Origin of the sequence: Jiella sp. M17.18 (assembly GCF_041027365.1) — a bacterium.
In the GTDB taxonomy this organism is placed as follows: Bacteria; Pseudomonadota; Alphaproteobacteria; order Rhizobiales; family Rhizobiaceae; genus VKMB-3413.
Map to the genome: position 1 here is coordinate 197938 of NZ_JBFTEH010000006.1, position 21339 is coordinate 219276.

Sequence of the window (21339 nt, forward strand, 5' to 3'; positions counted from 1 at the left end):
GCGCCAGGCGAGCCGCGCCCCTTGGAACCGGCCGGCCGGCGCCGAGGCAGACGCCGCAAAATCCGAGCCGCGCTCGATCGCGGTCATGGCGCTGCCGCTTCGGCGACGGAGTGCGGACGGCCGGCGGCGGCGGAGCCCGCCGCCCCGGACGCGCCCTCGCCCGCCGGATCGCCGGCGCCGGATGCACCGCGCCGGCCGCCCTCGTCGTGGATCGTGCCCGACCGCACGGCGATTTCGCGGCTGCAGCGATGCGCGAGGGCGGGGTCGTGGGTGACCAGCACCATGGTCATGCCGCGGCGCTCGCGCTCGGCAAACAAGAGGTCGGCGACCTGCCGCCCGGTCTCCTGGTCGAGATTGCCGGTCGGCTCGTCGGCGATCAGGATCGCGGGCTCCGGGGCGAGCGCCCGCGCCATGGCGACGCGCTGCTGCTCGCCGCCGGACAGGGCGCCGGGATAATGGCCGGTGCGATCCGCAAGGCCGACATTGGCGAGCTCGCGCTCGGCCCGCTCAAACGCGTCGGGGGCGCCGGCAAGCTCCAGCGGGACCGCGACGTTCTCCAGCGCGGTCATGTTCGGGATGAGATGGAAGGACTGGAAGACGATGCCGACGTTCTGGCCGCGAAAGGCGGCGAGCGCGTCTTCGCTGAGTCCGACGAGCGAGCGGCCGGCGATCTCCACCTCGCCGGAATCGGCGCGCTCCAGCCCGGCGAGCACCATCAGCAGCGTCGACTTGCCGGAGCCGGACGGGCCGACGATGCCGACCGATTCGCCGCGGTCGACGCTCAGGTCGATGCCCTTCAGCACATGGACGGAGCTGCGTCCGGAGCCAAGCGTCAGATGCACGTTTTTCAGTCGGATCGCCGCTTCCGCCAAGACGCATGCTCCTATATTTCGGTGCCCGGCCGGCTCCCGTTCGGGCCCGAGCAATATGGGTGTGCGATGCAACGCTTCCAACCGATCGCGGCGATGGTGACGGTTTTGTCATTCCTCGTCTTTTGCGGCGCAGCGTCGGCTCAGACCGGCGGCGCTTCGGGGAAAAAGGCGGACGACGCGCTGCAGATCGTCGCCTTCGGCGACAGCCTGACCCAAGGCTATGGTGTCGGCCCGGGCGAAGCCTTTCCCGAACAGCTGCAGGCGGCGCTGAGGAAGGACGGCTACGACGTCACCGTGGCCAATGCCGGCGTGTCGGGCGACACGACAACCGGGGGCCTTGCGCGTCTCGACTGGTCGGTGCCGGCAAGCGCCGATCTCGTGATCCTCGAACTCGGCGCCAACGACGCCCTGCGCGGCGTCTCGCCCGACATCGTGCGCAAGAACCTCGACCAGATGCTCGCCAAGCTGACGGGCCGGGGCCAGGCGGTCATCCTCGCCGGAATGCTGGCGCCGCCGAACATGGGCGCCGACTACGCCAAGGCCTTCGACGCGATCTATCCGGAGCTGGCGGACAAGTACCACGTCGCCTTCTATCCGTTCTTCCTCGACGGGGTCGCGGCGCAGAAGGATCTCGACCAGGCCGACGGCATGCATCCGAACAAGGCGGGCGTCGCGGTGATCGTCAAGCGCATGCTGCCGCTGGTGGAGAAGACCCTCGACGAGATCAAGGCCGGCTGAGAAGAGTCCCGACCGCGCGGGTGGCACCCGCAGGCTCCGCCCGCCCGGCCGAGCGGCGGCATCGCGCCCTCGGATTTGTTGTGCATTGCGGCTGAACCGGCCAGCTTCCCACAGGTTTCGCGGCCCGCCTCGCCTTGAAAGATGGCGAAGCTGATGAAAGTCTCCTTCTCGAAGGCAACGACGCACGGAGGATTTCCGATGCCGCGACTGTTCACTGCCCTCGAGATCCCACAGGACGTTTCGGTGTCGCTGTCGCTGCTGCGCGGCGGGCTGCCTTCCGCCCGCTGGATCGATCCGGAGAACTATCACCTCACCCTCCGCTTCATCGGCGACGTCGAGCCGCGCCTCGCCGACGAGATCGTCGCCGCACTCGACCGGATCGAGCGCTCCGGCTTCACGCTGTCGCTGAAGGGGCTCGGCGCCTTCGGCTCGAAGAAGCCGCACTCGGTCTATGCCGGCGTCGAGGCCTCGCCCGAACTCTTCGCGCTGCAGGCCGACATCGACCGTGCCTGTAAGCGGCTCGGCCTGCCGGCCGACCAGAAGAAGTTCACCCCGCATGTGACGATCGCCCGGCTGCGCCAGCCGAAGGCCGACGAGGTGGCCCATTACCTGGCGCTGCGCGGCGGCTTCGGCACGAGGGCCTTCCGCGTCGAGCGGTTCGGCCTGTTCTCCTCGCGCGACTCGGTCGGCGGCGGCCCGTACCTCCTCGAGGAGGCCTTCGGACTGCGTGGCCGAAGCCTCGCGCAGGGACGGCCGGTCGAGGATGTGCCGGCCGGCCAGTTCGCCTGGCAGTTCGGCTGATCGCCCGGCATCCGGCCTTGCGCGCCGCGCCGTTGCGCGGGATCGCCCGCCACCGCTAAGCCGAGGCGGCTCCACGGTTTTCCGTGGCCTGCAGGAGGGCTGCCCCTTGAGGCCGTGCCCCTCTCTCGCCATGTACCTCCCCGCATCAGCAGGGAGACGACGATGGCGTTCGACAAGACGATGATTGGCGAAATCCTGCGGCCCGGCTCCGACGAGGAGCAGCGTCGGCAGGAGGAGCGCGTGCGCTCCGGCTTCTTCGGAACGGTGCGGCGGGCCCTTCGCCACATTCCGTTCATGGAGGATGTGGTCGCGTCCTACTACTGCGCCATCGATCCGGAAACGCCGGCCGCCAGCCGCGCCATCCTGTTTGCGGCGCTCGCCTATTTCGTGCTGCCGACGGACATCATCCCGGACTTCATCGTCGGCCTCGGCTTCACCGACGACATCGCCGTGCTCCTGACCGCCTTCCGGGCCGTCCGGCAGAACATTCGGCCGGACCATTACGAGCACGCGCGCGAGACGCTCGGCACCATCCGCAGCTGACTTCGCCAGACCGCGCCGGCATCATGCCCGGCGCGGCCTTCGCCGCCGATCCTTTGCCGGCCACCGGTCCGGCCGCGCCCGACCCGCGGTGGGCGGGCGCCGCTCCTGCCCGACCAGCGTCAAACTGTCGCCGGATTCCTTGCCTCTTTCCGCCTTCGTGAACTGGCCCGGCGGGTGCCCTGCCCGCTGCCTCGCCGTCTCTGTCGATGCGATCGCGCATCACGTTGTTTCGATGTTGCCCGGCAGTCTTTGCCATGTGTTAACCATCGATAAACGGGCAGGCCCTAGTGTGGCCGAGGATCATCGCTTCCGGGCCCGACGTCGCTTGCGGCAACGGCCACGGGGGCAGCCAGACGTACGCGACACAAGAGAGCAGGAAACCATGAACCTCAAACACGTCCTGACGGCTACGGCGGCCATCCTGATCATCTCGAGCGCAGCGAATGCGGCTCAGACCCCGACCCGCATGAACCAGTTCGACGCCTGGGGCACCTATGCCTATCAGGGCTCGAGCGGAAAGGTCTGCTACATCCTCTCGACCCCGACCACGATGAAGCCGACCAATGTCGATCATGGCGACATCTTCTTCCTGGTCTCGCAGAAGCCCGGCCAGGGCGTCACCTACGAGCCGCAGGCGGTGATGGGCTATCAGCTGAAGCCGGGCTCGAAGGTGAAGGTCGGCGTCGACGGCAAGAACTGGACGATGTTCACCAAGGGCGATTCCGCCTGGATGGAGAACGCCGCCGAGGAGCCGCAGCTGGTCGCGGCGATGAAGGCCGGCAAGATGCTGTCGCTCGACGCCGTCTCCGACCGCGGCACCAATACCAGCTACACCTACTCCCTCTCGGGCGTGACCGCCGCGCTCAACTCGATCAAGACCTGCAAGTGACGAGGCGAGGACCGGCCGCCGCCGGCCGGTCCGCCGTCATCTCACGGAACTAGAGAAAGCGCCGGCCAGTCCGGCGCTTCTTGCGTTTCGGGAGCCACGCTATGCGGCCGACGACGACGCCGACCGCGCACCCTCCGGACGCCTCGCGAGGGCTGAGCTCCGGACCGGAGCCGAACGAATTATAGGCATCGGCGCCGAAAGCCGCTGCCGGGCCGCGCCGGTTACGAGCGCTGCCGCGCGCCTTCCGGCGGCACCGCCGGAGAAGCAGGGGGCGCAGGGCTCTGCTCCGACTTCGGTCCCGGGGCCGACGGCCCGGGCACGGACGAGCCGGCTTCAGGAGCATTCGCGGTCGGCTCGGGGGCCGTCGTTCCCGGCTTTGAATCTGAGCCGGCGGCCGGCGACGGCGCCGTGTCCGTGGCGGCCGGCGCCGCCGACTTTTCCACGGGCTTCGGCTCGGCGATGATCAGCCGCCAGAGATCGTCGGTCGCCTCGCGCGCCTTGTCGAGCGGCAGGACCAGCCGGCCGGAATTGACCGCCTGCGTGAGTTCGTCGCGAAACGTCGCGGCGATGCGGTCGCCGCCTGCCGCGGCGATCGAGGCCCAGCCATAGGCGCGCATGACGTTTCGCGGCATGGCGACGCCCTCGTAGTAGGAAAAGGCGAGGCGGCGCACGGCCGGCCAGTCGTGGCTCTGGAAGGCGGCGACCTCGGCCTTGCGCTGCTGCATGCCGACCGGTGTCTGACGCCATCTCTGCGCGGCATCGTCCTCGGCCGCCGCGATTTCGGCGGGGCTGAGGCGGGACCGGATGGCCGCCAGGCTCTTTTCGGCCGGATCGAGCCCGTCCGCCTTGGCGAGGATCAGCGCCACATAGGTGCCGACGAGCTGGTCCTGCGGGATCTTCACGCCGGGGTCGAGCGTCAGCGCACGGGCGAGCAGCGCAATCGCCGCCCTGTTGTCGGCACGGGCCGGCGGCAGCAGCAGGCCCACCGCGCGCTCGATGTCCTGCGGCACGCCGCGCCCTTCCACCAGGATCTGGGCGGTGGCAAGGACGTCCTGCAGCGGCGCGTTCGGCGGCAGCGTCAGGCCGGCGGGATCGCGTAAAGCGAGCTTCGGCGCCGGGCCGCTCGCGACCGTCGGGTTCAGGGCGAGCAGCGCGTCGGCATCCAGCGGCTTCTGCGGGCCGATGCGCGACAGGTCGAACGGCTCGGCCGGATCGAGCGCGACGGCGATCTCGCTCGGCTCGACGAGGAACGCCTGGACGGCCGCCGACCACTGATGCTCGCGCTGGCGCAGCTGAGGCTTGTCGCCGCCGGGAATGTCGTTGAACAGCGAGGCGACGGCAATGCCCGCGATCATCGAGGCGGTGGCGCGCGCCTGCTCGGCGGTCAGTCCGCGGCCCTTGCCGACGACGTCGTAGAGCGCGGCCGCGAGCCCGGCGTCGGTGAAGCGCGCCCTGGCCGACTTGAGGCGGCCGGCGATCTCCGGCGGGCTATTGCCGCCGCGCCCTTCGATCTCCCCCAGCGGCACCATCACATGGAAGCCGAGAAGGTCGGTCGACAGGTCGAGCGTGCCGATCCCGTCGAGGCGCAGGGACGCGTGGAGGTCGTAATCGGCCTGCGCCGTGTTCACGGCCGCACTGATCGTCATGTCGCCGGTCACCGTCTCGCGCCCCAGGCGCTGCAGCACCTGGCGCACCGTCGGATCGAGCGGCAGCGCCCGCGTGTCCACCGCCACATCGTCGTAGATCGCCGCGTCTGCGCCGATCCGCGCCTCGCCGACGCGCATGGCGAAGCCGGCACGCTTGATCGTCAGGTCGTCGACCACGAGCATGCGGGTGATCGGGTCGTAGCGACGCGAGCCATAGGTGATCTCGGCAAGGCTGCGGCCGGCCGTCACGACCGCGTCGAACAGATAGGGGCTGTAGGGCAGCAGAAGGTCGGACAGGCTCCGGTTGCCGTCGGACGGCATCGAAGGCGCGGCAACGCCCACCGCGACGCTCGCCGGCTGGGCGGCGGCCGACGGCCCCACAACGGCAAGTGCCAGGGCGGCGCTCAACGCCCCTGCCGCCAAACTCGATGTCATACCCGGACCTCCCGAACGCGCCCTTGCACCGCCACGCTAGCGCGAATCCCGCCCCGCTCCAATGCCGGCGCGAGCCTCCGACATCCGATCAAGACATAAGCAAGTCTTTATGTCCCCTTGCCCGGTGCACCGGCAACTGATAAAGCCGGGCTCGGATCGCCGGGTCGCTTCCCGGCAGAACGCTCACCATCGAACGGACGCCTCAGACATGACGGACACGCACGACTACGTCGTCAGGGACATCTCCCTCGCCGACTACGGCCGCAAGGAACTGGACATCGCCGAGACCGAGATGCCGGGCCTGATGGCCTGCCGCGAGGAATTCGGCTCCTCGAAGCCGCTGAAGGGCGCCCGGATCACCGGCTCCCTGCACATGACCATTCAGACCGCCGTGCTGATCGAGACGCTCGTCGCGCTCGGCGCCGAGGTCCGCTGGGCCTCCTGCAACATCTTCTCGACGCAGGACCATGCCGCCGCCGCGATCGCCGCCGCCGGCATCCCGGTCTTCGCCATCAAGGGCGAGAGCCTGACGGACTACTGGTCCTACACCGACCGGATCTTCCAGTGGCCGGACGGCCAGCCGTCGAACATGATCCTCGACGACGGCGGCGACGCCACGATGTACATCCTCACCGGCGCCAGAGCCGAGGCCGGCGAGGACGTCCTGTCCAACCCCGGCAATGAGGAGGAGGAGATCCTCTTCGCGCAGATCAAGAAGCGCATGTCGGAGACCCCGGGCTTCTTCACCAGGCAGCGCGACGCCATCAAGGGCGTCACCGAGGAGACGACGACCGGCGTCAACCGGCTCTACCAGCTGCAGAAGAAGGGCCTGCTCCCCTTCCCGGCGATCAACGTCAACGACAGTGTCACCAAGTCGAAGTTCGACAACAAGTACGGCTGCAAGGAATCGCTGGTCGACGGCATCCGGCGGGGCACCGACGTGATGATGGCCGGCAAGGTCGCCGTCGTCTGCGGCTATGGCGACGTCGGCAAGGGCTCGGCCGCCTCGCTTCAGGGCGCCGGCGCCCGCGTCAAGGTCACCGAGGTCGATCCGATCTGCGCCCTGCAGGCGGCGATGGACGGCTTCGAGGTGGTGCAGCTCGAGGACGTCGTGTCGTCGGCCGACATCTTCATCACCACCACCGGCAACAAGGACGTCATCCGCATCGAGCACATGCGCGAGATGAAGGACATGGCGATCGTCGGCAATATCGGCCATTTCGACAACGAGATTCAGGTCGGGGCGCTGCGCAATCTGAAGTGGACGAACATCAAGCCGCAGGTCGACATGATCGAATTCCCGAAGGGGAACCGCATGATCCTCCTGTCGGAAGGACGCCTGCTCAACCTCGGCAACGCCACCGGCCATCCGAGCTTTGTGATGTCGGCCTCGTTCACCAACCAGACGCTGGCGCAGATCGAGCTGTTCACCAAGGGCGAGCAGTACCAGAACCAGGTCTATGTCCTGCCGAAGCATCTCGACGAGAAAGTTGCCCGTCTGCATCTCGGCAAGCTCGGCGCAAGGCTGACCGAACTCTCGGAAGAGCAGGCCTCGTATATCGGCGTCACGCCGCAGGGCCCTTACAAACCAGAGCATTACCGCTACTGACAACGCAGCACCGTTAACCACGATTCAGAAAGGCCGCCGATCCGCAAGGGGTCGGCGGCCTTTCTTTCTTGCGAAGTGGTAAATCTTGTGCATTGCGCGTGACTCGCCCTGCGCTAATATGGCCGAATCGTGGCTCATGAGGGGTCTTCGGACTGCCACGAAGAATGCGTTGAGTTCAGTCTCACGAAGCGGCGGCAAGGACGAGGACATACGCGGATGTCGGAGGTCGGCGGATCCGGGCGCGCGAGCGCTAGCGGAACGATGAGGGATTCCACCACAGTCTGGACGTGCATCGACGGCTCCCCGGCCGGAATGGGACTGCGCGCGGCGGGCGCCTTCCCGCTGGTGCTCATGCCCCAGGTGGCGATGGCCCAGAGCCTTCGCGCCCCGCTCGGCCCCCTCGGCATCGGCGACGGCCAGATCGAGGTGCTCTACCTCACGATTCTCGCTTTGCTCGTCGGTGCGGCGATGTTCGCCACCACCTTCCTCATTCGCCAGCGCGCGGCGCTCGCCGCGGAGAACGAGAGCCTGCGTGCCAGCCTCTTCCAGGTCCGCACCGAGGCGGAGGTCCGGATGGCGCTCCTGTCGTCCGTAGACGAGCGCCTGCTCGTCTACGCCGGACCGGGGCGGCCGGAAGTCCTCGGCCAGCTGCCGGCGAGCATCGCCGCCCCGGCCGACGAGACGCGCTTCCTCGCCTTCGGCGACTGGATGGCCGCGGACGAGGCGGCGCGGCTTCAGGCGGCGATCGAGCGCCTGCGCCGCGACGCCGAGACCTTCCGGCTGAGCTTTGAGCGGGCGAACGGGGCGACCGTCGAGGCGAGCGGCCGCACGGTCGGCGGCTATGCCATGGTCCGCTTCGTGGTGCTCGAGGGCCTGCGCGAGACGGTGCACGATCTGCAGCGCGCCGAGGAACTGTCGCGCGCGACGATCAGCACCATGCAGAACCTCTTCGACCATGCGCCGATCCCGATCTGGCTGCGCGATCGCGCCGGCAAGCTCGCCTGGATGAACGAGGCCTATGTGCGGTCCGTCGACGCCAAGTCCGCCGCCGACGCGCTCGACCGGCAGATCGAATTCCTCGGCGAGCACGACCGCATGCGCATCGCGGCCGACCTTGCCGCGGGCGGGCTGTTCTCGGCCAAGCTGTCGACCGTCGTCGAGGCGGACCGGCGCAACTTCGCGGTGGTCGAGGCCGCCGGCCCGCTCGGCTCGGCGGGCCTCGCCATCGACGTGTCGGAGACCGAGCAGGTGCGCATGGAACTGCGCCAGACGATCGACAGCCAGTCCGAGACGCTGGACCAGCTGACGACCGCCGTCGCCCGCTTCGACGAAAAGACCCGGCTGACCTATTACAACGCCGCCTTCCAGAAGCTCTTCGACCTCACCAGCGCGTACCTCGAGACCGAGCCGGACCACCTGTCGCTGCTCGACCACCTGCGCACCGAGGGCATCCTGCCGACCGAGAAGCTGTTCCGCTCGGAAATGCAGGAACAGGACCTCGCGGCCTATCGCGCCACCGAGCCGACGGAAGCGATGTGGCACCTGTCCGACGGGCGCACGCTGCGGGTGATCGCCGCGCCGCAGCCGCGCGGCGGCGCGACCTGGGTGTTCGAGGACATCACCGAGAAGCTGGAACTGGAAAGCCAGGTGAAGTCGACGGTGCGCCTCCAGCGCGAGACCATCGACTACCTGACCGAGGCGGTCGCCGTGTTCGGCAGCGACGGGCGCCTGCGGCTGTCGAACCCGGCCTTTGCCGAGATGTGGGGCTTCGATCCCGCCTACCTGCAGAGCAAGCCGCGCATCCAGACGCTGCCCGAGATGACCGCCGTCACCGTCCTGTCCAATCCAGCGCCCGAAGCCGGCCGGGCAACGGGGTGGAAGCTGTTTTCCGAAGCCGTCACCGCCTTCGACGAGACCGGCCGGCAGACCGAGATCGGCGAGATCGCCCTCTCCGGCGGGCGGACCTTCGTCTACGGCATCGTGCCGCTGCCGAATGGGCAGACGATGCTGACCTTCTCGGACGTCTCCGATGCGCGCGCCGCCGAGCGCATGCTGCGCGAGAGGAACGAGGCGCTGGAGCAGGCGAACCAGGTCAAGAACGACTTCGTCCAGCACGTGAACTACGAGCTGCGCTCGCCGCTGACCAACATCATCGGCTTCTCGGCCCTGCTGCGCTCGCCGGAGACCGGGCCGCTCACCGAGCGCCAGAGCGAATATCTCGACTACATCTCCTCCTCGACCTCGACCCTCTTGACCATCGTCAACGACATCCTGGACCTCGCCACGGTAGACGCCGGCATCATGGAGCTGGACCTGTCGGAGGTGGACATCGCCAGAAGCGTCGAACAGGCGGTGGACGGCGTGCGCGACCGGCTGGAGACGGCGGGCGTCCAGCTCAATGTGGATCTCTCCGCCGCCGGCGACAGCTTCCTCGCCGATGGCCATCGCATCACCCAGATCCTGTTCAACCTTCTGTCCAACGCGGCGAACTTCGCGCCGAGCGGATCCACGGTGGACCTCATCGCGCGGCGCCGCGAGGGCATGATCCGCTTCGAGGTGACCGATCGCGGGCCGGGGATCGCGCCGGACCAGATCGAGCGCATCTTCGAGCGCTTCGAAGCCAATCCGAGCGGCGGGCGCAATTCCGGAGCGGGCCTCGGCCTGTCGATCGTCAAGAGCTTCGTGGAGCTGCACCACGGCGCGGTCGACGTCGTCTCGGCCCCCGGCCGCGGCACGACGGTCGCCTGCAGTTTCCCCCTCGGCCCCCTGCCCCCCGAGGACAGCGAGGAAGGCGCGGCGCGCTACGAGGACGCCGCCGAATGAAGGCAGCCGACACGGAAACCTGCGCGGGCGGAGGGGCCGCCCCCGAAGCCGCGACGTTCGAGGCGGAGGTCATCCTGGCCGACACCGAGGCGACGGAACGGCTCGGCGCCGACCTCGCGCTGCTCCTGCGGCCCGGTGACGTCGTCGCGCTGGAAGGCGACCTCGGCGCCGGCAAGTCGACGCTCGCCAGAGCCGCGGTCCGCGCCATCGCGGACGATGCCGGGCTCGAAGTCCCCTCGCCGACCTACACGCTGGTCCAGAGCTACGACACAACGCCGCCCGTCGCCCATTTCGACCTCTACCGGCTCGGGGACGCGTCGGAACTGTCGGAACTCGGCTTCGAGGACGCCGCGGAGAGCGGTGTCGTGCTGGTCGAGTGGCCGGAGCGGGCCGCAGATGTGCTGGCGGCCGCGAATGTGCGGATTCAGCTTGCCACGCTGCCGGGCGGTGCCGGCCGCATCGCGACGATCACCGCGGACGGGCCGGCTGCCGCCCGCATCGCCCGCACGCTTGCCCTTCGCGCCTTTCTCGTCGATGCCGGCCTCGGAACGGCTGCGCGCCACCGCTTCACCGGCGACGCCTCGCCGCGCCGCTACGAGACCGTCGATGCGGACGACTCCAAGCTGGTGCTGATGGACGCACCGCGGCAACCCGCCGGACCGGTGATCCGCGACGGCCTGCCCTATACGCGCATCGCCCATATCGCCGAGGACGTCGTTCCCTTCGTCGCGCTCGCCCGCACGCTTCACGCGGCCGGCTTCGCGGTGCCGGCGATCCTGCGCAGCGACATCGAGAAGGGCATTCTCCTCATCAACCATCTCGGGTCCGGCTCGGTGCTGGACGATGCGGGCCGGCCGATCGCGGCGCGCTACGAAGCTGCCGCCGAGTGCCTCGCCGAGCTCCACGCCTTCCCCTGGCCACAGGATATCCCGGTGGCGGACGGGATCGTCCACACCGTGCCGCGCTTCGACCGCCGCGCCATGCAGGCCGAGATCGACCTCCTGATCGACTGGTTCCTGCCCTCCCGCAAAGGACGCAAGGCGACCGGCGACGAGCGCGCGCTGTTCGAAGAGATCTGGTCGGAACTGTTCGACGAACTGGCAAGCGCCGAGACGAGCCTCATTCTGCGCGACGTCCATTCGCCGAACATCATCTGGCGGCAGCAGGAGAGCGGCCGCGCCCGCGTCGGCCTGATCGACTTCCAGGACGCGATGATCGGCCCTTCCGCCTACGACCTCGCCTCGCTGGCACAGGATGCGCGCGTCAACATCCCCGCCGAGCTCGAGGCGTCGCTGGTGAGCACCTATATCGACAGGCGCAGGGCTGACCGGGCCGACTTCGACGCCTTCGGCTTCGAGCGCGACTATGCCATCATGGCGACACAGCGCGCCTCGAAGATCCTCGGCATCTTCGTGCGGCTCTGCGAACGTGACGGCAAGCCGCAATATCTGCGTCACATACCGCGGCTTAAGACCTATCTTGCGCGCACGCTCGGCCATCCGTCGCTGGCGGCGCTCCGCTCCCTTTACGCCGACTGGGGCGTCCTCGACGAGGATCCCGGTGACGCATGAATCTCTAGGCAGTCAGACGCTATGACCCTCCGCCCCATCAGACACCAGAAGCCGAAGACCGCGATGGTGCTCGCCGCCGGCCTCGGCAAGCGCATGCGCCCGATCACCTCGACCATGCCGAAACCGCTGGTCGAGATCCGCGGCAAGGCCCTGATCGACTACGGCCTCGACGCGCTCGCACGCAACGGCGTCGAGAAAGTCGTCGTCAACGTCCACTACCTCCCCGACCTGATGCGGGCGCATCTGCGGCGGCGCAAGGACATGGAGATCGTCATCTCGGACGAGACCAGTGCTCTGCTGGATTCCGGCGGCGGCATCGTCAAGGCGCTGCCGGACCTCGGCCCCGAACCGTTCTACGTCGTCAATTCGGACACCTTCTGGATCGACGGCTACCGCGACAATCTCGACCTCCTGGCGGAATTCTGGAACCCGGAACGGATGGACGTCCAGCTGCTGATCGCCGACATGCGCCAGGCGACCGGCTACGAGGGCCGCGGCGACTTCGTCATGGATCCGGAGGGGCGGCTCACCCGCGTCGGGGAGCGGGACTTTTCGCCCTACATCTATGCCGGCGCGGCGATCGTGAAGCCGGAAGCGTTTGCGGGCATGGCGGCGGAAAAGTTCTCGCTGAACCGCATCTTCGACAACGCCATCGAGGCGGCGCGCTTCTTCGGCGTCAGGCTCGACGGCGTCTGGATCACCGTCGGCACCCCCGCCGCCATCCAGGAAGCCGAAACGGCGTTCCTCGCAAGCGCGGCTGCGTAGGAAGCCAAACGCTCCGCAACAACGCCCGAGGCGTCTTCCTCTCGACAACGGCCGCCTTTGATGCCACTTCGAAGGCATGACGCTCGACATCAAGATCTGCGGCCTGAAGACGCCCGAAGCCATGGGAGCCGTGCTTGCGCGGGGGGCGACGCATGTCGGGTTCATCCATTTCGCCAAGAGCCCGCGGCATCTGGAGATCGAGCCGACGGCCGACCTTCGAGCCTTCGTCGGTGATCAAGCCGAGACGGTGGTCGTCGCGGTCGATCCCGACGATGCGCTGGTAGACCGTTTCGTCGCACAGGTGCGTCCCGATTGGCTGCAGCTGCACGGGCGCGAGACGCCGGAGCGGGTCGCGGCGATCAGGGCGCGGACCGGGCTCAAGGTGATGAAGGCGCTCGCGGTCTCCGAGGCCGCCGACCTTGCCCGGATCGACGCCTATCGGGACGTCGCCGACCGGATCCTGCTCGATTCCAAGCGGCCGAAGGGCTCGGTCCTGCCGGGCGGCAACGGCGTCTCCTTCGACTGGACGCTGCTGACCGGTCTCGACCCGGCCCTCTCCTACATGCTCTCCGGCGGGATCGACGCCGCGAATGTCGCCGAGGCCGTCAAGATCGCCCGGCCCGCCGGCATCGACATCTCCTCCGGCGTCGAGAGCGCCCCGGGCGTCAAGGACATAGCCCGCATCCATTCCTTCTTCGACGCGCTGGACGCCATTGCGGCGAGCGCGAAGACAAGAAAGGCCAGAGCCTCGTGAACCAGATCCAGCCCAACTCCTTCCGCGCCGGTCCCGACGAAGAGGGCCGCTTCGGCCTGTTCGGCGGGCGCTTCGTCGCCGAGACGCTGATGCCGCTGATCCTCGACCTGCAGGCGGCGTGGACCGAGGCGCGCAACGACCCCGCCTTCAAGGCCGAGCTCGACGATCTGAACACCCATTACACCGGCCGGCCCTCGCCGCTCTATTTCGCCGAACGGCTGACCGAGAAGCTCGGCGGGGCCAAGATCTATTTCAAGCGCGACGAGCTGAACCACACCGGCTCGCACAAGATCAACAACTGCCTCGGCCAGATCCTGCTCGCCCGCAAGATGGGCAAGACGCGGATCATCGCCGAGACAGGCGCCGGCCAGCACGGCGTCGCCTCGGCGACGGTGGCGGCGCGCTTCGGCCTGCCCTGCGTCGTCTACATGGGCGCGACCGACGTCGAGCGGCAGGCGCCGAACGTCTTCCGCATGAAGCTGCTCGGCGCCGAGGTGGTCCCGGTCACCGCCGGCCACGGCACGCTGAAGGACGCGATGAACGAGGCGCTGCGCGACTGGGTGACGAACGTCGAGTCGACCTACTACCTCATCGGCACCGCCGCCGGCCCCCACCCCTATCCGGAGCTGGTGCGCGAATTCCAGTCGGTGATCGGCAAGGAGACGAAGGAGCAGATCCTGGCCGCCGAGGGGCGCCTGCCGGACATGCTGGTCGCCGCCGTCGGCGGCGGCTCCAACGCCATCGGCCTCTTCCACCCCTTCCTCGACGACAAGGACGTTTCGATCGTCGGCGTCGAGGCGGGCGGCAAGGGCCTCGACGGCGAGGAGCACTGCGCCTCGCTGACCGCCGGATCGCCCGGCGTGCTGCATGGCAACCGCACCTATCTCCTGCAGACTCCGGACGGGCAGATCAAGGAAGGCCATTCGATCTCGGCCGGCCTCGACTATCCCGGCATCGGGCCCGAGCATTCCTGGCTGAAGGACACCGGCCGCGTCGAATACGTGCCGATCATGGACGACGAGGCGCTGGCCGCCTTCCAGCTCCTGACGCGAACGGAAGGCATCATTCCGGCGCTGGAGCCGTCCCACGCCCTCGCCGAGGTGATCAAGCGCGCGCCGACGATGGCCAAGGACCAGATCATCGTGGTGAACCTGTGCGGCCGCGGCGACAAGGACGTGTTCACGGCGGCGAAGCATCTGGGCGTGGAGCTTTAGGAGCTGTCCTCGCCCGCCGGCCGACCCAGGAGCGTGCTGCGCGATCATCGAAGGAGGTGCATTGATGGCATCGACCGATTTCTCTCTGCCTTTAGGACCGGCTCTGAGAGCGGACCTCGACGCGGAAGCCCGCCGGTCCAATCAGCCGGCGACCGAGATCGCCGAGGCGGCGATCGCCCAATATCTTGCCGGCCGCAAACGTAAGCGCGAAGCGGTCCGCCAGGCTCTGAGAGAGGCGGACGACGGTGTCTTCATCTCCGAAGAGTCCGTCGCCCGATGGGTGCAGAGCTGGGGGACCGAGAGCGAACTCCCCCCGCCGGACCCGGATGTCTTGCCGACGCGATGAACATCGTCTTCCTGCCGCGGACCCGCGCCGACCTCGCCTGGTTTCGGCGGTACTATGAGCAGGTATTTCCGGACGGCGCGGTCAAGGCTCGCGAGGCGTTCGAAAGGACGATCCGGACGCTCCGGCAACATCCGTTTACCGGACGGCCAGGAGACGACGACACACGCGAAATCGTCGTCGGGCGCACGCCGTTCCTGTTCGTCTATGTCGTGCGTCGCGACCGGATCGAGATCATCCGGGTATGGGATCAACGCGCCGAGCGGTCGCCCGATTGGCCGTAGACCACCCTAACTTGGAGCGTCTTCGTGACCGACATCGTTGAAATCCACGTCACCTGCCCGACGCTCGACGTCGCGCGCCAGCTCGCGCGCGCTCTGCTCGACGCCCGCCTCGCCGCCTGCTGCAACATCGCCAGCCAGCCGGTCGACAGCCGCTACCTCTGGAAAGGCGCGGTGGAGCGGCAGGACGAGTGGCCGCTGACGATCAAGACGCGCGCCGACTTCTTCGACGCCTGCGCCGCCAGGATCCGCGAGATCCACCCCTACGAGACGCCGGCGATCTTCGGGTTCAAGGCCGATTTCGTCGACGCGGCGACGGCCGCCTGGATCGCGGAGTGCTGCGCTGCCGGGTGAGGCGCACGGCCCGGCGGCAGCAAGCGGCCCACAATTCGTGGGAGCGTCCGCGCGGGCCGATCGGCGTCGACCATCCGGTCGGCTGAAGACGAGCCGATCCCCTCGCGCGATCGATGGAGTTCCGTCCCGCGCCCTTTTCAGCCGCGCCATCCTGTCGTATCCCCGCGGCAGAAATTGCGGCCGCCCCGCAGCGCCTGCGCCGACCATCGAAGGCCCGACCATGACCACACGCATCGAAGACCGTTTTCGCGACCTTCAGGCCGAGGGCCGGCCGGCGCTCGTGACATTCGTCATGGCCGGCGATCCCGACCACGCGACGGCGCTCGACATCGTCAAGGCGCTGCCTGCGGCCGGCGCCGACATCATCGAGCTCGGCATGCCCTTCTCCGATCCGATGGCCGACGGCCCGGCGATCCAGAAGGCCGGCTTGCGCGCCCTGACGGCCGGCGAGACGCTGCGGAAGACGCTGTCTCTCGTCCGCGACTTCCGGTCCGGCGACGAGAAGACACCGATCATCCTGATGGGCTACTTCAACCCGATCTACATCTACGGCGTCGAAGCCTTCGTGGCCGATGCGCTGGAAGCCGGCGTCGACGGGCTGATCGTCGTCGACCTGCCGCCGGAGATGGACGAGGAACTCTGCCTGCCGGCGCTGAACGCCGGGCTGAACTTCATCCGCCTGGCAACGCCGACGACCGACGACAAGCGCCTGCCGGCGGTCCTGAAGAACACCTCCGGCTTCGTCTACTACGTCTCGATCACCGGCATCACCGGCGCCGCGGCACCGGATGCCGGGAAGGTCGCCGCCGCCGTCGGCCGGATCAAGGGCCACACCGACCTGCCGGTCTGCGTCGGCTTCGGCGTGCGGACCGGCGAGCAGGCGCACGAGATTGGCAAGGCGGCGGATGGCGTCGTCGTCGGCTCCGCCCTCGTCGGCGCGGTGGAGGCCTCTCTCGATGACGGGCGCGCCACCGACCGGACCGTCGCCGCCGTCACCGCGGTCGTTGCCGAGCTTGCCGCAGGCGTGCGCTCCGCGCGCCTTGCGAAGGCCTGAATGAGAGGCCATGTCCGGCCGAACTGAAGCATTGCCGAGGAAATCGCCGTGAACTGGATCACCAACTACGTCCGCCCGAAGTTCTCCAGCCTGCTCGCCGCGCGGCAGGTGCCGGAGAACCTGTGGATCAAGTGTCCGGAGACCGGCGAGATGGTCTTCCACAAGGACCTCGAGGCGAACCAGTGGGTGGTGCCCTCCTCCGGCTTCCACATGCGCATCCGCGCCAAGGACCGGCTCGACCATTTCTTCGACGACGGCACCTACGATCTGGTCGACCTGCCGACGGCGCCGGTCGATCCGCTGAAGTTCCGCGACTCCAAGCGCTATGTCGACCGCCTGAAGGAATATCGCGCCAAGGCCGAGATGGACGATGCGGTCATGGTCGCCAAGGGCGCGATCGAGGGCCTGCCGATCGTCGCGACGGTGCAGGACTTCGCCTTCATGGGCGGCTCGCTCGGCATGGCAGCCGGCGAGGCGATCATCCGCGGCTTCGAGACGGCGATTGCCGAGAAGCGGCCGCTCGTCCTGTTCTCCGCCTCCGGCGGCGCGCGCATGCAGGAGGGCATCCTGTCGCTGATGCAGCTGCCGCGCACCACCGTCGCGGTGGAGATGCTGAAGGAGGCGGGCCTTCCCTACATCGTCGTCCTGACCAATCCGACCGCCGGCGGCGTCTCCGCCTCCTATGCGATGCTCGGCGACGTCCACATCGCCGAACCCGGCGCGGTGATCGGTTTCGCCGGGGCCCGCGTCATCGAGCAGACGATCCGCGAGAAGCTGCCCGACGGCTTCCAGCGCGCCGAATATCTGATGGAGCACGGCATGGTCGACATGGTCGTGCATCGCCATCAGCTGAAGTCGAAGATCGCGACGCTGCTGAAACTCCTGACCAAGACCCCCGCGGCCGAAGCCGTTCCTGCGGCCGAGCCGGTGCCGGCCGAGGACGCCGTTCTCTCGGCCGAACCCGAGCCGCAAGCAGCCGAGTGACGAGGGGCTTTGCATCCGGCGCCCGGCTGGCGTAACGCAGGGCGATGACCACGACTTCCCTGGCCGCGGCCGAGATCGAGCGCCTGATGCAGAAGCATCCCAAGGGCTTCGACCTCTCGCTCGAACGCATCACCCGCCTGCTCGAGGCGCTCGGCGATCCGCATCTGGTTCTGCCGCCGGTGATCCATGTCGCCGGGACGAACGGCAAGGGCTCGGTCACCGCCTTCGCCGCGGCGATCCTCGAGGCGGACGGCAAGGGCGTCCACGTCCACACCTCCCCGCATCTCGTCAACTGGCACGAGCGCTACCGCATGGCTGGAAATGGCCGCCGCGGCGCGCTGGTGGACGATGCGGTGCTGGCCGAGGCCGTGCGGCGCGCCGCCCATGCCAATGCGGGGCAGCCGATCACCGTCTTCGAGATCCTGACGGCGGTGACCTTTCTCCTCTTCTCCGAACATCCCGCGGACGCGGCGATCGTCGAGGTCGGCCTCGGCGGGCGCTTCGACGCGACCAACGTCATCCCGCGGCCGGCCGCCAGCGTCATCACCGCGATCTCGCTCGACCATCAGGCCTATCTCGGCGACCGGGTCGAGCTGATCGCGGCGGAAAAGGGCGGCATCATCAAGCCCGGAGTCCCGCTGGTGATCGGCCAGCAGTCCGAGGAGGTCGCGCTCGAGGTGCTGACGACGATGGCGGACCGCGCCGGCGCGCCGCTCCTCGTCTACGGCCAGGACTTCTTCGCCTTCGAGGAGCATGGGCGGCTGGTCTATCAGGACGAGGCGGGCCTCCTGGACCTGCCGATGCCGCGCCTGCCCGGGCGCCACCAGATCGCCAATGCGGCGACCGCGATCGGGGCGCTGCGCCAGGCCGGCTTCAACCCGAGCGCCGAGGCGATCGAGGCGGGCATCGCCAGTGTCGAATGGCCGGGGCGGATGCAGCGGATCACCGCCGGTCCGCTCCACCGCATGGCCGTGGACGGCGCCGAACTCTGGCTCGATGGCGGCCATAATCCGGGCGCCGGGACCGTCATCGCCGAAACCCTGGCCGATATGGAGGAGCGGGTCTCGCGGCCGCTCTTCCTGATCGTCGGCATGATCAACACCAAGGATCCGGTCGGCTTCTTCTCGGCCTTTGCGGGGATCGCGCGGCGCGTCTTCACCGTGCCGGTGCACATGTCGGAAGCCGGCATCGATCCGGACGAACTCGCCGACGCGGCGATCGCCGCCGGGCTCGACGCCGAACCCTGCGACAGCGTCGAGGAGGCGATCGCGCTCGTCTCGACCAACTGGCAGGCCGATCCCGCGCCGCGCTTTCTGATCTGCGGCTCGCTCTATCTCGTCGGCGAGGTGCTGCAGCGCAGCGGTATGGCGCCGCGCTGAAGCGCGACGGCAGCGGGACAATTTTCCGGGAAATGGTCGGAGCGAGAGGATTCGAACCTCCGACCCCCTGAACCCCATTCAGGTGCGCTACCAGGCTGCGCTACGCTCCGACTGGGGAAAGTCCTAGAGAAGGCCGGCTGTCGAAGCAAGAGGCTTTCGCGGGTCGCCGGTGAAGACCCCGCGACGACGGCCGTCATACCGCACCGGTGGATCTTCCTTGAGGCCCGGCGGGAGACGTAGCGGCCGGCGAGACGAGCCGGAGGTCCTCGCCGCCGCCGGCTGATGCAGGCCCGATGTTCCGCTCGGAAAGAGAGGTGGCCGGCTCCGCCGGCCCCGCCGCGAAGGCGGCGCCCTGGTTCCGCTGCGGTTTTCAAGGCAAGCGCCGACCCGTCTGGTGCAGAATCGGCGCGCATGTCGAAACCTCTCGTCGGCTGCCCGGAACCCGTAAGAGTTTCTTCAATCGGCGGATCTATCGTCTTGCGATCGTTCGAGGGGGAGACGACGTCCGTGATGAGACCGTTCGGCAAGCACAAGCGCAGCTATCAGGAACAATTCGCGGACGAGGTTCTGCGGGTGTCGCCGGATGCCTATTACGTCATCCAGGACGGGACGATCCGCGACTGCAACCCCGCGACCGAGCGCTTCCTGCGCGGCGAGCGTTCGCAGATCGTCGGCCTGTCGCCGGACGCGATCGCGCCGGAGTTCCAGTCCTGTGGCTCGAAAAGCGCCGAGAGGGGGAAGGGGCACGTCCAGAACGCGCTGAAGAACGGCACCGAGCGCTTCGAGTGGACGGTGAAGCGCCTCGACGGAACCACCTTCCCCGGCTTCGTCACCATGATCTCGGCCGAGATCGAGGGCCGGCAGGCGATCCTGGTCTTTCTGGTCGACATGACGATCATGGTGGAGCTGCGCGAACAGCAGGCGAAGACGCAGGCGGCCGAGGCCGAACTCGCCGAGGCGCGTGGCCGCGCGATGGAGACGCTGGCAGGCGCGCTGGCGAAGATCGCCGACGGCGATCTCGGCGTCCGGCTGTCGGGACGCCTGCCCGAGGCCTTCGCGAAGATCGGAACGGACTTCGATACCGCCGTCGGATCGCTCGCCGAGGCGATGTCGGATGTCGCGGCAACGGTCCAGACGGTGGAACGCGCGACCGACGAGATCGCCGGTTCCGCAAACGACCTGTCGCACCGCACGGAGACCCAGGCGGCGAGCCTGGAGGAGACGGTGGCCTCGCTCGGCGAGGTGACGCGGGCGGTGAACCAGACGGCGGAGGGCGCCGGCCAGGCCCGCAAGGTCGCCACCTCGGCGCGGCAGAAGGCGGAAAAGGGCGGCGCCATCGTCGCCCGTGCCGTCGACGCGATGAGCCGGATCGAGGCCTCGTCGGAGAAGATCAGCCAGATCATCTCGGTGATCGACGAGATCGCCTTCCAGACCAACCTTTTGGCGCTGAACGCCGGCGTCGAGGCGGCGCGCGCCGGCGAGGCCGGCAAGGGCTTTGCGGTCGTCGCGCAGGAGGTCCGCGGCCTCGCCCAGCGCTCCGCCGAAGCGGCCAAGGAGATCAAGGCGCTGATCCAGACGTCGAGCGAGGAGGTGCAGAGCGGCGTCGATCTCGTCACAGCGTCCGGCAAGTCGCTGGAGGAGATCGTCGAGGAGGTCTCGACCATGACGGCGGCGATTGCCAAGATCGCCGATTCGGCCAACGAGCAGGCGGTGAGCCTGCGCGAGGTCTCGAGCGCGGCCGACCAGATGGACAAGCTCACCCAGCAGAATGCCGCCCTGGTGGAAGAGACGACCGCGGCGGCGCAGGCTCTCGCCGGCGACGCCCGGCGGCTCGGCCAGATCGTCGAACGTTTCAGGGTGTCCGACGAAGCTGCGGCGCAAGCGGCAAGCGTCCCGGGGGGGNGACCGCGGCGGCGCAGGCTCTCGCCGGCGACGCCCGGCGGCTCGGCCAGATCGTCGAACGTTTCAGGGTGTCCGACGAAGCTGCGGCGCAAGCGGCAAGCGTCCCGGCGCGGCGGGATTATCGCCGCGCCGCCTGACGCAAAGGCAGTCACCCCACGAATCCTGCCGGGAAGAAGCCGAACCGGGCCTCCCGGCAGGAGAGCGCAATCCCATCGCTCGCAGCGGGAATGGCGGATTGGCCGCGTCCCGCTGAAACTGCGCATTCTGGCCGCAGCGGCTGGGCCGCATGACGAGAAGCTTCGCGCGAGGGCCGGCCGCACCGCTGCCAGACGTGCCGGCGATTTGTCCTCGCCCGGATCCGGCCGAGAACCGCCGGATCGCC

At 68.5% G+C, this 21339-nt stretch carries 18 protein-coding genes, 1 tRNA gene and 2 pseudogenes; 18 read left to right on the forward strand and 3 right to left on the reverse strand.

Annotation, left to right across the window (positions count from 1 at the left end; translation table 11 throughout):
- Positions 1-83: 83 nt before the first annotated feature.
- Entirely contained in the window at positions 84-872 is a 789-nt protein-coding gene (locus AB5S17_RS13365; protein ID WP_369240112.1) for an ABC transporter ATP-binding protein, read from the reverse strand.
- Between the two features lie 66 nt (positions 873-938).
- Between AB5S17_RS13365 and AB5S17_RS13370 the strand changes: the two genes are divergently transcribed.
- From AB5S17_RS13370 to AB5S17_RS13385, 4 genes are all read left to right on the forward strand, one after another.
- On the forward strand, positions 939-1610 hold the full coding sequence (locus AB5S17_RS13370) for an arylesterase (RefSeq protein WP_369240114.1): 672 nt from the start codon (positions 939-941) through the stop codon (positions 1608-1610).
- 198 nt (positions 1611-1808) lie between these two features.
- Positions 1809-2411, forward strand: a complete 603-nt coding sequence (gene thpR, locus AB5S17_RS13375; RefSeq protein WP_369240116.1) for an RNA 2',3'-cyclic phosphodiesterase — start codon at positions 1809-1811, stop codon at positions 2409-2411.
- 162 nt (positions 2412-2573) lie between these two features.
- A complete protein-coding gene (locus AB5S17_RS13380) occupies positions 2574-2954 on the forward strand; it encodes a YkvA family protein (RefSeq protein ID WP_369240118.1) in 381 nt (126 codons plus the stop codon).
- A gap of 382 nt (positions 2955-3336) precedes the next feature.
- Positions 3337-3843 (forward strand): invasion associated locus B family protein, encoded by a 507-nt coding sequence (locus tag AB5S17_RS13385; protein ID WP_369240120.1) that lies wholly within the window; start codon positions 3337-3339, stop codon positions 3841-3843.
- A gap of 221 nt (positions 3844-4064) precedes the next feature.
- Here AB5S17_RS13385 and AB5S17_RS13390 read toward each other — a convergent pair whose 3' ends face one another.
- Positions 4065-5924: a hypothetical protein gene (locus tag AB5S17_RS13390; RefSeq protein ID WP_369240122.1), complete on the reverse strand. Its 1860-nt coding sequence runs from the start codon at positions 5922-5924 to the stop codon at positions 4065-4067.
- A gap of 208 nt (positions 5925-6132) precedes the next feature.
- Here AB5S17_RS13390 and ahcY point away from each other — a divergent pair, with 208 nt between their 5' ends.
- The 12 genes from ahcY (at position 6133) to AB5S17_RS13450 (ending at position 19055) form a co-directional block, all read left to right on the forward strand.
- On the forward strand, positions 6133-7533 hold the full coding sequence (gene ahcY, locus AB5S17_RS13395; RefSeq protein ID WP_369240124.1) for an adenosylhomocysteinase: 1401 nt from the start codon (positions 6133-6135) through the stop codon (positions 7531-7533).
- Positions 7534-7845: 312 nt separating this feature from the next.
- A complete protein-coding gene (locus AB5S17_RS13400; RefSeq protein WP_369240126.1) occupies positions 7846-10356 on the forward strand; it encodes an ATP-binding protein in 2511 nt (836 codons plus the stop codon).
- Entirely contained in the window at positions 10353-11927 is a 1575-nt protein-coding gene (gene tsaE / locus AB5S17_RS13405; protein WP_369240128.1) for a tRNA (adenosine(37)-N6)-threonylcarbamoyltransferase complex ATPase subunit type 1 TsaE, read from the forward strand. The genes AB5S17_RS13400 and tsaE overlap by 4 nt, the downstream gene beginning before the upstream one ends.
- Before the next feature lie 21 nt (positions 11928-11948).
- Complete coding sequence (locus tag AB5S17_RS13410) at positions 11949-12692, forward strand: nucleotidyltransferase family protein (protein ID WP_369240130.1); 744 nt, start codon at positions 11949-11951, stop codon at positions 12690-12692.
- A 76-nt stretch (positions 12693-12768) separates the two neighbouring features.
- Positions 12769-13446 (forward strand): phosphoribosylanthranilate isomerase, encoded by a 678-nt coding sequence (locus tag AB5S17_RS13415; RefSeq protein ID WP_369240132.1) that lies wholly within the window; start codon positions 12769-12771, stop codon positions 13444-13446.
- Positions 13443-14660, forward strand: coding sequence for a tryptophan synthase subunit beta (trpB, locus tag AB5S17_RS13420; RefSeq protein ID WP_369240134.1), 1218 nt, complete (start codon positions 13443-13445; stop codon positions 14658-14660). Before AB5S17_RS13415 ends, trpB begins: the two co-directional genes overlap by 4 nt.
- A gap of 64 nt (positions 14661-14724) precedes the next feature.
- Complete coding sequence (locus tag AB5S17_RS13425) at positions 14725-15006, forward strand: hypothetical protein (RefSeq protein WP_369240136.1); 282 nt, start codon at positions 14725-14727, stop codon at positions 15004-15006.
- A complete protein-coding gene (locus AB5S17_RS13430; RefSeq protein ID WP_369240138.1) occupies positions 15003-15287 on the forward strand; it encodes a type II toxin-antitoxin system RelE/ParE family toxin in 285 nt (94 codons plus the stop codon). Before AB5S17_RS13425 ends, AB5S17_RS13430 begins: the two co-directional genes overlap by 4 nt.
- A gap of 24 nt (positions 15288-15311) precedes the next feature.
- Positions 15312-15638 carry a divalent-cation tolerance protein CutA gene (gene cutA / locus AB5S17_RS13435; protein WP_369240140.1) on the forward strand — a complete coding sequence of 109 codons (327 nt, stop codon included), beginning with the start codon at positions 15312-15314 and terminating at the stop codon, positions 15636-15638.
- 220 nt (positions 15639-15858) lie between these two features.
- Positions 15859-16692, forward strand: a complete 834-nt coding sequence (trpA, locus tag AB5S17_RS13440) for a tryptophan synthase subunit alpha (protein ID WP_369240142.1) — start codon at positions 15859-15861, stop codon at positions 16690-16692.
- A gap of 48 nt (positions 16693-16740) precedes the next feature.
- Complete coding sequence (accD, locus tag AB5S17_RS13445; protein WP_369240144.1) at positions 16741-17676, forward strand: acetyl-CoA carboxylase, carboxyltransferase subunit beta; 936 nt, start codon at positions 16741-16743, stop codon at positions 17674-17676.
- A 44-nt stretch (positions 17677-17720) separates the two neighbouring features.
- Entirely contained in the window at positions 17721-19055 is a 1335-nt protein-coding gene (locus AB5S17_RS13450; RefSeq protein WP_369240146.1) for a folylpolyglutamate synthase/dihydrofolate synthase family protein, read from the forward strand.
- Between the two features lie 33 nt (positions 19056-19088).
- On the opposite strand, the gene AB5S17_RS13455 is transcribed toward AB5S17_RS13450, so the two are convergent.
- Positions 19089-19165: transfer RNA gene (locus tag AB5S17_RS13455), tRNA-Pro, on the reverse strand.
- Positions 19166-19565: 400 nt separating this feature from the next.
- Between AB5S17_RS13455 and AB5S17_RS13460 the strand changes: the two are divergent.
- Both AB5S17_RS13460 and AB5S17_RS13465 read left to right on the forward strand, forming a co-directional pair.
- Positions 19566-19937, forward strand: a pseudogene (locus tag AB5S17_RS13460) (PAS domain-containing protein); the annotation flags it as partial.
- Positions 19938-20057: 120 nt separating this feature from the next.
- A pseudogene (locus tag AB5S17_RS13465) lies at positions 20058-20912 on the forward strand (methyl-accepting chemotaxis protein); the annotation flags it as partial.
- Positions 20913-21339: the final 427 nt, after the last annotated feature.

Coding starts and splice junctions, on each gene's coding strand:
- AB5S17_RS13370 (WP_369240114.1), top strand. CDS start 939: ATGCAACGCTTCCAACCGATCGCGGCGATGGTGACGGTTTTGTCATTC.
- thpR (WP_369240116.1), top strand. CDS start 1,809: ATGCCGCGACTGTTCACTGCCCTCGAGATCCCACAGGACGTTTCGGTG.
- AB5S17_RS13380 (WP_369240118.1), top strand. CDS start 2,574: ATGGCGTTCGACAAGACGATGATTGGCGAAATCCTGCGGCCCGGCTCC.
- AB5S17_RS13385 (WP_369240120.1), top strand. CDS start 3,337: ATGAACCTCAAACACGTCCTGACGGCTACGGCGGCCATCCTGATCATC.
- AB5S17_RS13390 (WP_369240122.1), bottom strand. CDS start 5,924: ATGACATCGAGTTTGGCGGCAGGGGCGTTGAGCGCCGCCCTGGCACTT.
- ahcY (WP_369240124.1), top strand. CDS start 6,133: ATGACGGACACGCACGACTACGTCGTCAGGGACATCTCCCTCGCCGAC.
- AB5S17_RS13400 (WP_369240126.1), top strand. CDS start 7,846: ATGGGACTGCGCGCGGCGGGCGCCTTCCCGCTGGTGCTCATGCCCCAG.
- tsaE (WP_369240128.1), top strand. CDS start 10,353: ATGAAGGCAGCCGACACGGAAACCTGCGCGGGCGGAGGGGCCGCCCCC.
- AB5S17_RS13410 (WP_369240130.1), top strand. CDS start 11,949: ATGACCCTCCGCCCCATCAGACACCAGAAGCCGAAGACCGCGATGGTG.
- AB5S17_RS13415 (WP_369240132.1), top strand. CDS start 12,769: ATGACGCTCGACATCAAGATCTGCGGCCTGAAGACGCCCGAAGCCATG.
- AB5S17_RS13425 (WP_369240136.1), top strand. CDS start 14,725: ATGGCATCGACCGATTTCTCTCTGCCTTTAGGACCGGCTCTGAGAGCG.
- AB5S17_RS13430 (WP_369240138.1), top strand. CDS start 15,003: ATGAACATCGTCTTCCTGCCGCGGACCCGCGCCGACCTCGCCTGGTTT.
- trpA (WP_369240142.1), top strand. CDS start 15,859: ATGACCACACGCATCGAAGACCGTTTTCGCGACCTTCAGGCCGAGGGC.
- AB5S17_RS13450 (WP_369240146.1), top strand. CDS start 17,721: ATGACCACGACTTCCCTGGCCGCGGCCGAGATCGAGCGCCTGATGCAG.